This is a genomic window from Stenotrophomonas aracearum (genome assembly GCF_031834615.1).
GTDB lineage: Bacteria > Pseudomonadota > Gammaproteobacteria > Xanthomonadales > Xanthomonadaceae > Stenotrophomonas > Stenotrophomonas aracearum.
The window spans coordinates 1,634,078-1,648,000 of record NZ_CP115543.1; the positions used below are offsets into that span (position 1 = coordinate 1,634,078).

Annotated in this window: 12 protein-coding genes; 9 read left to right on the forward strand and 3 right to left on the reverse strand. The window is 67.0% G+C overall.

What is annotated here, in order from left to right; genetic code table 11:
- Nucleotides 1–7 precede the first annotated feature (7 nt).
- Nucleotides 8–1,114 carry a catalase family protein gene (locus tag PDM28_RS07640; RefSeq protein ID WP_311184345.1) on the reverse strand — a complete coding sequence of 369 codons (1,107 nt, stop codon included), beginning with the start codon at nucleotides 1,112–1,114 and terminating at the stop codon, nucleotides 8–10.
- A gap of 196 nt (nucleotides 1,115–1,310) precedes the next feature.
- Between PDM28_RS07640 and PDM28_RS07645 the strand changes: the two genes are divergently transcribed.
- Both PDM28_RS07645 and PDM28_RS07650 read left to right on the forward strand, forming a co-directional pair.
- Nucleotides 1,311–2,720 carry a cryptochrome/photolyase family protein gene (locus PDM28_RS07645; protein ID WP_311184346.1) on the forward strand — a complete coding sequence of 470 codons (1,410 nt, stop codon included), beginning with the start codon at nucleotides 1,311–1,313 and terminating at the stop codon, nucleotides 2,718–2,720.
- 118 nt (nucleotides 2,721–2,838) lie between these two features.
- Nucleotides 2,839–3,534 (forward strand): YiaD family glycine zipper/OmpA-like lipoprotein, encoded by a 696-nt coding sequence (locus PDM28_RS07650; RefSeq protein ID WP_102945721.1) that lies wholly within the window; start codon nucleotides 2,839–2,841, stop codon nucleotides 3,532–3,534.
- Nucleotides 3,535–3,647: 113 nt separating this feature from the next.
- Here the strand turns inward: PDM28_RS07650 and PDM28_RS07655 are convergent, their stop codons facing one another.
- On the reverse strand, nucleotides 3,648–4,670 hold the full coding sequence (locus PDM28_RS07655; protein WP_070206428.1) for a LysR family transcriptional regulator: 1,023 nt from the start codon (nucleotides 4,668–4,670) through the stop codon (nucleotides 3,648–3,650).
- A gap of 140 nt (nucleotides 4,671–4,810) precedes the next feature.
- On the opposite strand from PDM28_RS07655, the gene PDM28_RS07660 reads away from it, so the two are divergent.
- From PDM28_RS07660 to PDM28_RS07690, 7 genes are all read left to right on the forward strand, one after another.
- Nucleotides 4,811–5,038 (forward strand): hypothetical protein, encoded by a 228-nt coding sequence (locus PDM28_RS07660; protein WP_311184347.1) that lies wholly within the window; start codon nucleotides 4,811–4,813, stop codon nucleotides 5,036–5,038.
- Nucleotides 5,035–5,808, forward strand: a complete 774-nt coding sequence (locus tag PDM28_RS07665) for an SDR family NAD(P)-dependent oxidoreductase (RefSeq protein ID WP_311184348.1) — start codon at nucleotides 5,035–5,037, stop codon at nucleotides 5,806–5,808. The genes PDM28_RS07660 and PDM28_RS07665 overlap by 4 nt, the downstream gene beginning before the upstream one ends.
- Before the next feature lie 137 nt (nucleotides 5,809–5,945).
- Nucleotides 5,946–7,112, forward strand: a complete 1,167-nt coding sequence (locus PDM28_RS07670; protein WP_102945902.1) for an efflux RND transporter periplasmic adaptor subunit — start codon at nucleotides 5,946–5,948, stop codon at nucleotides 7,110–7,112.
- Between the two features lie 119 nt (nucleotides 7,113–7,231).
- On the forward strand, nucleotides 7,232–10,402 hold the full coding sequence (locus PDM28_RS07675; RefSeq protein ID WP_311184350.1) for an efflux RND transporter permease subunit: 3,171 nt from the start codon (nucleotides 7,232–7,234) through the stop codon (nucleotides 10,400–10,402).
- 24 nt (nucleotides 10,403–10,426) lie between these two features.
- Nucleotides 10,427–11,164, forward strand: a complete 738-nt coding sequence (locus PDM28_RS07680; protein ID WP_311184351.1) for an SDR family oxidoreductase — start codon at nucleotides 10,427–10,429, stop codon at nucleotides 11,162–11,164.
- A complete protein-coding gene (locus PDM28_RS07685) occupies nucleotides 11,158–12,588 on the forward strand; it encodes an efflux transporter outer membrane subunit (RefSeq protein WP_311184352.1) in 1,431 nt (476 codons plus the stop codon). Before PDM28_RS07680 ends, PDM28_RS07685 begins: the two co-directional genes overlap by 7 nt.
- A 150-nt stretch (nucleotides 12,589–12,738) precedes the next feature.
- Nucleotides 12,739–13,011 carry a hypothetical protein gene (locus PDM28_RS07690; RefSeq protein ID WP_311184353.1) on the forward strand — a complete coding sequence of 91 codons (273 nt, stop codon included), beginning with the start codon at nucleotides 12,739–12,741 and terminating at the stop codon, nucleotides 13,009–13,011.
- 6 nt (nucleotides 13,012–13,017) lie between these two features.
- On the opposite strand, the gene PDM28_RS07695 is transcribed toward PDM28_RS07690, so the two are convergent.
- Complete coding sequence (locus tag PDM28_RS07695) at nucleotides 13,018–13,884, reverse strand: endonuclease/exonuclease/phosphatase family protein (RefSeq protein ID WP_311184354.1); 867 nt, start codon at nucleotides 13,882–13,884, stop codon at nucleotides 13,018–13,020.
- Nucleotides 13,885–13,923 lie beyond the last annotated feature (39 nt).

A 13,923-nucleotide genomic window follows, 5' to 3' on the forward strand; every position in this document is an offset into this window, starting at 1 on the left:
CCCCGCCCTACCGCAGGGTATCGGACGTCCCGGCGGTGCTGGTCGGCTCGTGGATCGGGCAGCGGTTGAACCTCGAGCGGAATTCCCGCGAGGCCGCCATCACCACGCGTCGCGCGCGGTTGAGGTTGCCCAATGGCTGGTGCGCCGCCAACGCGTGCCATGGCGCAAAGGCGAGGGCATCTTCAGTCGCTTCGGCATCGGTGCTCCAGGACGACTGCGCTTCCACCACGAGCCGACCCACGGGCAGGTACGGGCTGAGGTCTTCCGGCCAGACTACCGATGCATCTTCGATCGGCATCTTCTCCAGATCGCGGCACAGCTGCACGCGCAGTTCCCATTCGGCAACGGCGCCGGGTGCTGCAAAGAACGCGGAAATCGCATCGCGCTGCGTGTCTGGCTCCGATTCCAGTTTCGTCCCCGTGAGTGCCACCAGCGCCGGCGAAACCGGCACCCACGAGAACTTCGCGATGTAGTCGCCATAGCGGAACGGAACCTGGGTGAAGAACGTTTCCCCCAGCGGATGGTGCTGTGGCTCGCCGCCCAGCGCCTTCAACGACGCGCTCTGTCCACCAACGGCTTCCAGCGCTGCCTCGGTACCGCGCAGCGTTGCCGAGATCACCTGTTTGGTCCGGGGCATGCGCTCGGTGGTGGCGGCCAGCAGCTTGGCCGAGCGAAGGAAGCCGCCGATGCCCGGCGTGTTGAATGCCGGTCCATTGACCATCAGGAAATCCTGGCTGTGCAGCTCGTCGCCGCCTTCAACGCGGGCGCCGGGCACGTCCAGGATCTTGACCGCCATTGCACGCGGGGTGGATACGGTATCCGGCAGCTGTTCGGCCGGCGGCGACGACAATCGCACCAGCGCGTCGAATTCGCCGGGCGCGGCGAACAAGCCCTGCGCAAGTTCGGGCGACAGCCCATCCAGTACCCGGAAGCGTCCACGCAGGAGCGCGTGCCCTTTGGCATGCACGGCGCGATGCGCGTGCCCTTCATGCGCCGCCACGGTGTGGGCCATATCCGTGAACACTTTCACCATCTCGGCAATGGTGGCGTCCTCATCCGCATCGCGGTGCTCGACGGCCGGGGAATAGGGAACAGCAGGCAGGGTAGGGGTCATCGCATGGGCATCCGGATCAGGCAGGAAGGGCTCCGCCACGCGGCCTTGGCAACGAGCGGCTGGGGCATGCGCCCACCATGTGCGTTTCCGGGTGCAGGCGTGGTGCATGCCGCATGCGGGCCATGCGAAGGACGCGTGCAGGGCCTTCACTTCAGCTCGTTATCATGACCGCTCTTTTCAAGCGTAGGCGGTGTCCGTGTCGGTAGCTCTGGTCTGGTTTCGTCGCGATCTGCGCCTTCAGGACAATCCGGCGCTGCAGGCCGCGCTTGAGGCCGGACACACGCCCGTACCGGTGTACATCCATGCACCGCAGGAAGAGGGCGACTGGGCACCCGGCGCAGCCTCCAACATTTGGTTGCACCGCTCGCTGGCGGCGCTGGATGCCGACCTGCGCGAACGCGGCTCGTCGCTGGTGCTGCGCCAGGGCGACAGCGAAGCCGAGCTGCAGGCGCTGATTGCCGAGACCGGCGCGGTGGCGGTGTACTGGAACCGCAAATACGAGCCGGCCACCCAGCCACGCGATGCGCGGATCAAGCGCGAGCTGCGCGAGCAGGGCATCGAAGCAGACAGCCATAACGGCAGCCTGATGTTCGAACCCTGGGACATCGCCACCCTGCAAGGCGGCCCCTACAAGGTGTTCACCCCGTTCTGGCGCAACGCGCTGACCCGCATGAACCTGCCCGCACCGCTGCCGGTGCCGGAGCGCCTGCCGTCGCACAAGGCCACGGGCGTCAGTCTCGACGCGTTGCAGCTGACCCCCACGCTCGACTGGGACCGGCAGTTCTGGGACCACTGGCAGCCCGGCGAAGCGGGCGCCGACGAGGCGCTGACGGTGTTCGTCGACGGCGCGCTGAACGGCTATCGCCAACAGCGCGACCTGCCTGATCGGGTAGGGACGTCGCTGCTGTCCCCGCACCTGCACTTCGGCGAAATCTCGCCGTGGCAGATCGTGCGCCGGCTGGAGAAAGAGCGCAGCGCCAGCCGTGACGCCGACATCGACGGCTACATCCGCGAACTGGGCTGGCGCGAGTTCTCGTACCACCTGATGCACCACTTCCCGCAGACACCGGAACAGAACCTCAATCCGCGTTTCGCCACCTTCAAATGGGCTGCTCCCAACGCGACGCAGCTGCAGGCCTGGCAGCAGGGCCGCACCGGCGTGCCGATCGTCGACGCCGGCCTGCGCGAATTGTGGGCCACCGGCTACATGCACAACCGCGTGCGCATGATCGTCGCCAGTTTCCTGTGCAAGCACATGCGCCAGCACTGGCTGCACGGCGCGCGCTGGTTCTGGGACACGCTGGTGGATGCCGACCTCGCCAACAACACCATGGGCTGGCAGTGGGTGGCCGGAACCGGGGCAGATGCGGCACCGTACTTCCGCATTTTCAACCCGGTCACGCAGTCGCAGAAGTTCGATCCGCACGCGCGCTACATCACGCGCTGGGTGCCGGAACTGGCGCCGTTGCCGGTCAAGGCGCGCTTCGCGCCGTGGCAGTCGGCGGCCCTGCTGGCCGAGCTGGCGCCGTCCTATCCCGCCGTACCGCTGGTGGACCTGGCCGCCGGACGGGAGGCGGCCTTGGCCGCGTATCGCCACACGGGCTAGAGACAGCTACCTGAATGAAATGCCGAATACGTGCGTGTTCATCATGCAGGCATCGCATTTCCCTGTTTATCCTTTCGGCCATTCACACGCCGCACGGCCGTCACTCGAGGAGAACACCATGATCCGATCCGCACCCCGCAACGTGGCCCTGGCCCTGATGACCGCTGCCGCCCTGTCGGCTTGCGCCACCGGTGGCTCCTACGTGCAGAGCGACCAGTACGGCAACCCGACCGAGCAGCAGAGCCGCACCGGCCGCAATGCGCTGATCGGTACCGCCATCGGCGTGGCCGCCGGCCTGCTGACCGGCGACAGCGCCACCGAACGTCGCCAGCACGCCATGGTGGGCGCGGGCATCGGCGCACTGGCCGGTGCCGGCGTGGGCGCTTACCAGAACAAGCAGGAGCGTCAGCTGCGCGAGCGTACCGCCAACACCGGCATCGACGTGCAGCGCCAGGGCGACAACATCGTGCTGAACCTGCCGGACGGCGTGACCTTCGACTTCGGCAAGTCCGCCCTGAAGCCGCAGTTCTACCCGGCCCTCAATGGCGTGGCCGCCACGCTCAACGAGTACAACCAGACCATGATCGAAGTGGTTGGGCACACCGACAGCATCGGCAGTGACGCGGTCAACAACAAGCTGTCCAAGGAGCGTGCCGATTCGGTCGCCGCCTACCTGAGCGGGCAGGGCGTGCAGAGCGTGCGCATGGAAACCCTGGGTGCCGGCAAGGCCTACCCGATTGCTGACAACAGCACCGATGCCGGCCGCGCCAAGAATCGTCGCGTCGAAATTCGGGTGATCCCGCTGACGCAGTAACAACGCACAGCGTTGTTACTGCGATACGTCGGTAACACCGGCGTATAGCGAAAATGCCGCCCCAACGGGCGGCATTTTCTGTAGAGCCGGGCTCTGCCCGGCTGCCCCAACCATCACTCCGCAGTAACCGTCTCCAGGATCCGCTTCCCGGTTTCCTGCAACTCCGCTTCCGCTTCCTTCGCCTGCTGCTTGGCCAGCTTCGCCGCCGGGCACTGCGCCAGCATGTAGTTCGCGTCGAAGTTCAGCTTCTCCACCAGGAAATCCACGAACGCGCGCACCTTCGGCGATACCAGCCGCCCACCGGCAAACACTGCGTTGAAGTCCACTTCAGGCCCGGTCCAGCCGGCCAGCACACGGCGCACCATGCCCGATTCGATGAATGGCTTGGCCATCACGTCACCGGTCAGCAGCAGCCCTTCGCCGCAGACCAACGCACCGTTCAACGCCGACGGATCATTCGCCACCAGCAGCGGATTGACCGGGAAATCGCGCAGGTCGCCGCCATTTTCGCCAAGCTGCCAGAAGAACCGGTTGTTGTTGAGGTTGCGCGCCTTGCGCATCGCCAGGATGCGGTGGAACTGCAGTTCGTCCGGATGCAGCGGCTCGCCATACCGTTCGATATAGGCCGGGCTGGCGAACACCTGCGTGCGCAGGCTGCCCAGCTTGCGCGCCACCAGGTTCGAGTCGGGCAACGCCCCCACGCGCAGCGCCAGGTCCGCTTCGCCTGCGATCAGGTCCAGCTTTTCGTTACCCAGGTGCATGTCCAGCTGGATTTCCGGGTACTGCGCGTGGAACTGCCCCAGCAGCGGCGCGATCCAGGTGATGCCGATGGAGTAGGGCACGGTGAAGCGCAGCCAGCCGCGCGGGCCGGATTGCAGCTGGTTGACCGCACCTTCGGCTTCTTCCAGCTCGCGCGCGATGCGCTGGCAGTGCTCGTGGTAGACCGAACCCGCCTCGGTCAGGCCCAGCCTGCGCGTGGTCCGGTGGAGCAGCCGCGCACCCAGGCGGGTTTCCAGTTCCTGCACCTTGCGGCTGACGGTGGTCTTGGGCAGGCCGAGCGCGTTGGCAGCTGCGATGAAGCTGCCTTGCTCGACCACCTTGACGAAGATCAGCGTGTCGTTGAGATCGTGGGCCATGAGGAGGATCCGAATCGGGGTGGGTAGGGTGCCCGAAAGATTGTGCCGGGTACGGGACGATTATTCCCCTTAATTCGGACTAATCAAGGGGGAGTTCGAGGACTAATCTGGCGCCATTCCCGATTTGGAGGACGCCAACCATGTGGTTGCAGAACATTCTTGGCCGCGTCATTGGCGGCCGCACCCCCTCGCTCGACCTGGCCCTGACCGTTGAGAAGCGCCCCTCGTCCTTCTCCGGCAAGGCTTTCCGCGAGTTCACCCCGCCCGACAACCTGCAGCGCGGCGGCAGCCTGCGCCTGGGCGCCCGCAACGGCGGCCGACTGGGCCGAATTGGGATTATCCCGGCGACGGGAGTTAAAGTCCCATGAGTGGGACGCTGGCCCCCGAGGTTCTGGTGCTGGGCGGCACCGGCAGCGTCGGGCAGGGCATCGTGGCCGCATTGCTGGAGGCCGGCAGCCCGGTCCTGGTGGTCGGCCGCGACCCGGGCCGGCTTGCCGCACTGCGCGAACAGTTCGCCGACGAACCGGGCCTGGAAACCCTGCTCGGGTCGCTGGGCGATGACGGCTCCGCACGCAGCGTGGCCGAGCGCGTTGCGCAGCGCCGCCGCCCGCTGGCCGCCGTGGTCGACGCCATGGGCGGCCCGTACAACCGTGGCCGGGTCACCGACCGCAGCGGCGATGCGTTGCTGCAGGCGCTGCAGGCCGACGTGATGCCGCATGTGCACGCCGGCCGCCATCTGCTGCCGCTGCTGCAGGGTGGCCCGCACGCGCGCCGCTACGTCGTGATCGGTGGGCCGGCCGGCTACAAGGCGTGGGCCGGGCACGGCGAAACCTCGATCACCATGTCGGCCACGCGCATGTATGCGCAGGTGCTGCACCAGGAAGCGCAGGCACTGGGCGTACGCGCGCAGATGCTGGAAGTGAACAACCCGGTGTGCACGCCGACCAACGCCGCCAATGCCTGCATCGAATGGCCGAGCGCGCTGCTGGTTGGGCGCCGGCTGGTGTCGTTGCTCGACAACTGCACCGACAACCGCCCCATCGTCCGCTGCGACACCCGCGACGCCGAACTTCCCCGCGGCCTGCTCAACCAGGAATGGCCGCCGGACCGCTCGCACAACATCGCCGGCACCGCTTGACCTCTACCAAGGTTTAGGTCTCACGCTACGCCACCTCGTTGCACCGCCGTTCTGATTTTCGCCTCACCCACTTTGCCGTAAGGATGCATCTCATGACCTCCCACACTCCTTCCACCCGCATTACCCGACGGCTGGCCATGGCCGGCGTGTCGATCCTCGCCGCTGCGGTATTGGCCGCCTGCAGCGGTGGCCACGCCGAAGAAGCCGGCGCGCCGCCGCCGCCGCAGGTCAGTGCCGCGCCGGTGCTGGTCAAGCCGGTCAGCCAGTGGGACGACTTCAGCGGCCGCGTCGAAGCGGTGCAGAGCGTTGAACTGCGCCCGCGCGTGTCCGGCTACATCGACAAGGTCAACTATGTCGAAGGCGATGAAGTAAAGAAGGGCGACGTGCTGTTCACCATCGACGCGCGCAGCTATCGCGCCGAACTGGACCGCGCCACCGCCGAACTGGCCCGCGCCCGTACCCAGGCCACGCTGAGCCGCAGCGAAGCCGAGCGTGCACGCCGCCTGTCCGACCAGCAGGCGATCTCCACCGAGACCTGGGAACAGCGCCGCGCCACCGCCGACCAGGCGCAGGCCTCGGTGCTGGCCGCGCAGGCCGCGGTGGACGCAGCGCGCTTGAACATGGAGTTCACCCAGGTGCGCGCACCCATCGACGGCCGCGCCGGCCGCGCGATGGTGACCGCCGGCAACCTGGTCACCGCCGGCGACAGCGCCAGCGTGCTGACCACGCTGGTCTCGCTGGACACGGTGTTCGTGTACTTCGACGCCGATGAAGGCACCTTCCTGCGCTATGCCCAGATGGCCCGCAAGGGCGAACGCCCGAGCGAGCGCGACAGCGACCTGCCGGTCAAGGTCGGGCTGTCCGGCGAAGAGGGCTTCCCGCACCAGGGCAAGGTCGACTTCCTCGACAACCAGGTGACCCGCAGCACCGGCACCATCCGTGTCCGTGCGCTGCTGGACAACACCGACCGTGCCTTCACCCCGGGCCTGTTCGCGCGCGTGCAGCTGCTCGGCAGCGGTGAGTTCCAGGCCATGCTGATCGACGACAAGGCCGTGCTGACCGACCAGGACCGCAAGTACGTGTACGTGGTCGACAAGGACGGCAAGGCGCAGCGTCGCGATATCACCCTCGGCCGTACCGCCGAGGGCCTGCGCATCGTGCAGCAGGGCCTGAACGCAGGCGACCGCGTGATCATCGACGGCGTGCAGAAGGTCTTCATGCCCGGCATGCCGGTGCAGGCCAAGGCGGTTGCGATGCAGCCGGCCCCGGCGGTCGTACCGGCACGTGCAACCGCGTTGAATTGAGTTGGTAGCCGGGCCCGGCCCGGCATTACCCGCCGCGTGACGCATCCCTTCCGCTGTCGGTTTCGACAGCGGCCGGGGTGCTGCACGCCGGCGTTGCTGAAAACACCAGGAATCCACACATGGACTTTTCCCGTTTCTTCATCGACAGGCCGATTTTCGCGGCGGTGTTGTCGATCGTGATCTTCGCCGCCGGCCTGATCTCCATTCCGATCCTGCCGATCGGCGAGTACCCGGAAGTGGTGCCGCCGTCGGTGGTTGTGCGCACCGTGTATCCGGGTGCCAACCCGAAGGTGATCGCCGAAACCGTGGCCACCCCGCTGGAAGAGGCGATCAACGGCGTCGAGGGCATGATGTACCTCAAGTCGGTGGCCGGCTCGGACGGCGTGCTGCAGATGACCGTCACCTTCCGCCCGGGTACCGACCCGGACGACGCGGCGGTGAAGGTGCAGAACCGCGTCGCCCAGGCGCAGGCGCGCCTGCCTGAAGACGTGCGCCGCCAGGGTGTGACCACCCAGAAGCAGTCGCCGACCTTCCTGATGGTGGTGCACCTGACCTCGCCGAACGGCAAGTACGACACCCTGTACCTGCGCAACTACGCCCGCCTGCACGTCAAGGACGCGCTGGCGCGCATTCCCGGCGTGGGCGACGCGCAGATCTTCGGCGGTGGCGACTACGCCATGCGCGCCTGGCTCGACCCGGACAAGGTCGCCGCGCGCGGCCTGACCGCCAGCGACGTGGTGCGTGCCATGCGCGAGCAGAACGTGCAGGTCTCGGCCGGCCAGCTCGGCGCCGAACCGATGCCCAACAGCCAGTTCCTGACCCTGATCAACGCCCAGGGCCGCCTGCGCAGCGAGCAGGAGTTCGGCGACATCGTGCTCAAGGCCGGTACCGACGGTGAGGTGGTACGCCTCTCCGACGTGGCCCGTGTCGAACTGGGCGCCGGCGACTACACCCTGCGCTCGCAGCTGGACGGCAAGAACGCGGTCGGCATCGGCATCTTCCAGGCGCCGGGCGCCAACGCGCTGGAGATCCGCGATGCGGTGATCGGCACCATGGACGAGATGCAGAAGACCTTCCCGGCCGACGTGAAGTACGAAGCGGTGTACGACACCACCATCTTCGTGCGCGACTCGATCAAGGCGGTGGTGTCGACGCTGCTGGAAGCCATCGCGCTGGTGGTGCTGGTGGTGATCCTGTTCCTGCAGACCTGGCGCGCCTCGATCATTCCGCTGATCGCGGTGCCGGTGTCGATCGTAGGTACCTTTGCTGCGCTGTACGTGCTGGGCTTCTCGATCAACACGCTGAGCCTGTTCGGGCTGGTGCTGGCGATCGGCATCGTGGTCGACGACGCGATCGTGGTGGTGGAAAACGTCGAGCGCAACATCGAAGAAGGCCTGTCGCCCACGGCGGCGGCCCACCAGGCCATGAAGGAAGTGTCCGGGCCGATCATCGCGATCGCGCTGGTGCTGTGCGCGGTGTTCGTGCCGATGGCGTTCCTGTCCGGCGTGACCGGTCAGTTCTACAAGCAGTTCGCGGTGACCATCGCCATCTCGACGGTGATTTCGGCCATCAACTCGCTGACCCTGTCGCCGGCCCTGGCTGCGCGCCTGCTCAAGCCGCATGACGCGGCCAAGGATGCGCCCACCCGGATCATCGACCGCCTGTTCGGCTGGATCTTCCGTCCGTTCAACCGCTTCTTCAAGTCCAGCTCGGAGAAGTACGAGCGCAGCGTCTCGAAGATCCTCGGTCGTCGCGGCGCGGTGTTCGTGGTCTACGCGGTGCTGCTGGTCGGTACCGGTTTCATCTTCAAGCTGGTGCCGCCGGGCTTCATCCCGACCCAGGACAAGCTGTACCTGATCGCCGGCGTGAAGCTGCCGGAAGGTTCCTCGATCGCGCGGACCGATGACATGCTGCGCAAGGTCGCCAAGATCGCCCAGGAAACCGACGGCGTGGCCCACACCATTTCGTTCCCGGGCCTGAACGCACTGCAGTTCACCAACACGCCCAACACCGGCGTGGCCTTCATTCCGCTCAAGCCGTTCAACGAGCGCCATGGCCGTACTGCTGCCGAGATCAATGCCGAGATCAACCAGAAGATCGCCGGGCTGCAGGAAGGCTTCGCCTTCGCGATGATGCCGCCGCCGATCCTGGGCCTGGGCAACGGCAACGGCTACCAGATGTTCATCGAAGACCGTGGCAACCTGGGCTACGGCGCATTGCAGACGGCGGTGAGCCAGATGCAGGGCGCGGTGGCGCAGACCCCGGGCATGGCGTTCCCGATCACCAGCTACCAGGCCAACGTGCCGCAGCTGGACGCCGAAGTGGACCGGGTCAAGGCCAAGGCGCAGGGCGTGCAGCTCACCGAGCTGTTCGACACCCTGCAGACCTACCTGGGTTCGTCGTACGTCAATGACTTCAATGAGTTCGGTCGTACCTGGCAGGTCATCGCCCAGGCCGACGGCCAGTTCCGCAACAGCGTGGAAGACATCGGCAAGCTGCGTACCCGCAACGATCGTGGCGAGATGGTGCCGATCGGTTCGATGGTGACCGTGAAGGAAACCTACGGCCCGGACCCGGTGCTGCGCTTCAACGGCTACCCGGCCGCCGACCTGGCTGGTGAAGCCGACCCGCGCATGCTGTCCTCGGCCCAGGCCATGAACAACCTGACCGAGATCGCCGCCAAGGTGCTGCCGGTGGGCATGACCACCGAATGGACCGACCTGAGCTACCAGCAGGCCACCCAGGGCAAGGCCGCCTTCATCGTGTTCCCGGTGGCGATCCTGCTGGCGTTCCTGGTGCTGGCCGCGCTGTACGAGAGCTGGTCGCTGCCGCTGGCGGTGATCCTGATCGTGCCGATGACGCTGCTGTCGGCCCTGTTCGGCGTATGGTTGACCGGCGGTGACAACAACGTGTTCGTGCAGGTCGGCCTGGTGGTGCTGATGGGTCTGGCGTGCAAGAACGCGATCCTGATCGTCGAATTCGCCCGCGAGCTGGAAATGGGCGGCAAGGGGATCGTGGACGCCGCGCTGGAAGCCTGCCGCCTGCGACTGCGCCCGATCGTGATGACCTCGATCGCGTTCATCGCCGGCACCATCCCGCTGGTGCTCTCGCATGGCGCCGGTGCGGAAGTGCGCTCGGTAACCGGCATCACCGTGTTTGCCGGCATGCTCGGCGTGACCCTGTTCGGCCTGTTCCTGACCCCGGTGTTCTACGTGGCGCTGCGCAAGTTCGTCAGCCGCAACGGCGGCGGCAAGCTGGTCGCCCACGGCGACTCCACCCTTCATCACTGATCCCGATCCCCACGAGGACGTTCCATGAATACTGCTACTTCCAAGATCGCGCTGGTCACCGGCGCCACCCGTGGCATCGGGCTGGAAACCGTGCGCCAGCTGGCCCAGGCCGGCGTGCATACGCTGCTGGCCGGCCGCAAGCGCGACACCGCCGTGGCCGAAGCGCTGAAGCTGCAGGCCGAAGGCCTGCCGGTGGAAGCGATCCAGCTCGACGTGGTCGACGCTGCCAGCATTGCCGCGGCCGTGCAGGAGATCAGCGACCGCCACGGTCGCCTGGACATCCTGGTCAACAACGCCGGCATCCTGCTCGACAACCCGGCGCTGGCGCCGTCGGCGCAGACCCTGGACACCTGGCGCGGCACCTTCGACACCAACCTCTTCGCGGTGATCGCCGTGACCCAGGCATTCCTGCCGCTGCTCAACCAGTCGCCGGCCGGTCGCATCGTCAACGTCTCCAGCATCCTCGGCTCGCTGACCCTGCACAGCCAGCCCGGCTCGCCGATCTACGGCTTCATGGTGCCTGCCTACAACGCCTCCAAGAGCGCGGTGAATGCCTGGACCGTGCAGCTGGCCTACGAGCTGCGCGAGAGCACCACCAAGGTCAACACCGTGCACCCGGGTTACGTGAAAACCGACATGAACAGTGGCGAAGGCGAGCTCGAAATCGCCGACGGCGCGCGCTCCAGCGTGGGCATGGCGCTGATCGGTGCCGACGGCCCCAACGGCAGCTTCACCTACCTGGGCGAGGTGCTGCCATGGTGATCCGTGTGTTGACCGCCGCCGTTGCCAGCGCGCTGCTGGCCGGCTGCGTCAGCGTCGGCCCGAACTACCAGGCACCGCCGGCACAGCCGGTGGTCCTGCAGGGCGCGGCCGCGCCGGTGTTCACTACCACCTCGCCGGTGGCCAGCTGGTGGGCGCAGTTCGACGACCCGGTGCTGGAGCAGCTGGTGCACGACGCGCTGGGCGACAACCTCGACCTGCGCATCGCGATGGCGCGGGTCCGCGAGGCCCGTGCGGTGTTCGTCGAGCAGCGCCTCGACCAGTTGCCGCATGTCACCGCGGGCGGCAGCTACGACCGTCGCAAGCAGCCGGACCTGACCGCCGGCGGCGAGCGTGTCTTCGGCGAAACCTACCAGCTCGGCTTCGATGCGGGCTGGGAGCTGGACCTGTTCGGTCGCCAGCGCCGGGCCGCCGAAGCGGCGCGTGCCGACCTCGGCGCCGAGCAGGACAACCTGGCCGACGCGCAGGTCACCGTGGCCGCGGAAGTGGCACGCAACTACTTCGAGCTGCGTGGCACCCAGAAGCGGATAGACGTGGCCCAGCGCACCTTGGTGAACCTGCGCGACACGCAGCGCCTGACCGAAGCGCGCTGGGAGCTGGGCGCGGGCAGCGAGCTGGACGTACAGAGCAGCCGGGCGCGGTTGAAGGCGATCGAGGCCGACATCCCGCTGCTGGAAGTGGCCGAAGTGCAGTCGCGGCATCGCCTGGCGGTGCTGCTGGGGCAGCGTCCGGATGCGCTGGATGCACTGCTGGCCCCGCGCGAGGTTCCGCCGTACGCGAAGGCGTTGCCGTTGGGCGACACCACCGACCTGCTGCGGCAGCGCGCCGACGTGCGCGTGGCCGAGCGCCGGCTGGCCGCTGCAACGGCGCGCGTGGGCGTGGCCACCGCCGACCTGTTCCCGCGGATCAGCCTGAGCGGTTTCGTTGGCTTCCTGTCCGGCGATGCCAGCGGGCTGGTCAACGGCAACAACAAGGCGTGGTCGGTGACCCCGTCGATCAGCTGGGCCGCGTTCGACTTCGGCACGGTCAAGGCACGGTTGCGCGCAAGCAAGGCGCAGGCCGACGGCGCCGCTGCCGAGTACGAAAAGGCGGTGCTGCTGGCGCTGGAAGACACGGAGAACGCGCTGACGCGTTATGCCAAGCAGCAGGCGCGGCTGGGCATCGTGGCCGAGCAGGCGCAGGCCGCGCGGCGTGCCGAGCAGCTGGCGCAGATCCGCTACCGTGAGGGGTCGGAAGACTTCCTGACCCTGCTCGATGCGCAGCGCACCCAGCTGGCGGCCGACGATGCGTTGGCCGCGGCCGAGTCCACCGTCAACGTCAGCGTGGTCGGCGTGTACAAGGCGCTGGGCGGTTGGGGCCAGCAGCAGGACGCTACTCCGCCGGCGCTGGCCGGCACGATGCGGTAACCGTATGCAGGGGGCGGCAAGCGTCGCCCCCTGCCATTTTTGTAATGGTTCGCCGCAATGGCGTACCGGAAAACCCCGCGCTGACGGCTTTGCCTCTGCCGGGTCGGTCTGGGCCGGTGCTAAAAACACCGCCAGTCCGGGAGATGAGCCATGCAACGGAAGTGCTGGGAGCCGCCACGCGCGGCCAGGGAAGAACGCCATGCGGGCACCGCGGGCCTGTCGGCCAGCGTGATCGTGCTGCTGGTCGTGGCCGCGCTGACGGTCAGCCTCGGCTTTGCGTGGCTGCCCGACAGCCTGCTCGGCATCGGCGTGGTCGGCGTCGGCCTGTTCCTCGCCATCAGCGCCCGCATCTGCCAGGCGCGCGAACAGCACCAGGCGCTGTGCAGGGTGTTGGAGCACCTGCGCAGCGCACCACGGTATTGAAGGCGATCAACGCTTCGGGGTTTCCGGGAACACCAGCTCCGCCATCACCGGATAATGGTCCGACGGCACCACGCCATCGAACGTCTGGTCCAGTGTGCTGAACTGCTTTACCCCAAACCCGCGCACCAGGATCCAATCGATCTCCACCGTCGGCGTGGTGCTGAAATTCTGGAAGGTCAGGCGCGGACCGTCGACCTTGCCGGCGAGCTTTCTTGCATCGCTTAGCGTGCGGGTGAATTCTGCATACGTGGGGCTGGTCGGCTCGCTGTTGAAATCGCCGGTGACCACCACCGGAATGTCCTTTGGCAGCTTCGCCAACCGCTCGGTGATCAGCTTCGCACCCAGCACGCGGCGCGGTTCATCCTCATCGCGATAGGGCAGGTGGGTGTTGTACAGGTAGAACTGCCTGCCATCGGCCTGGCGCTGGAACAACGCCCAGGTGACCATGCGCGGCATCAGGTTGCCCCAGGTGATGCTGCCGGCGACTTCCGGCGTGTCGGACAACCAGAAGTTGCCCGATTCGACCACCTTCAGTTTGGCGCTGTCGTAGAACACGCCCATGTGCTCCTCGTTGTCGCCCGGACCGCGCGGTTCACCGAACCAGCGATAGCCGGGCAGGTGCTGCACCAGATACTCGGCCTGGTTGGTCTTCAGCTCCTGGGTGCCGAATACCACCGGATGCTGTTCCTTCAACAGCGTGACCATCGCATCGCGACGGTCCTCCCAGCGCTTGTTGGGCTCGGTATCCACCGGCGTGCGCACGTTGAATGACATGACCCGCAGCGGTTCGGGGCTCTTGGCCAGTGCGGAGCCGAGCGGCAACGCCAGCGCGATCAGGGCCAGCAGGGCCGGACGACGAAAACGAGACAACATGGGAATCCCTCCATTCCGTGAAATCGTTTCCAGAGGGTC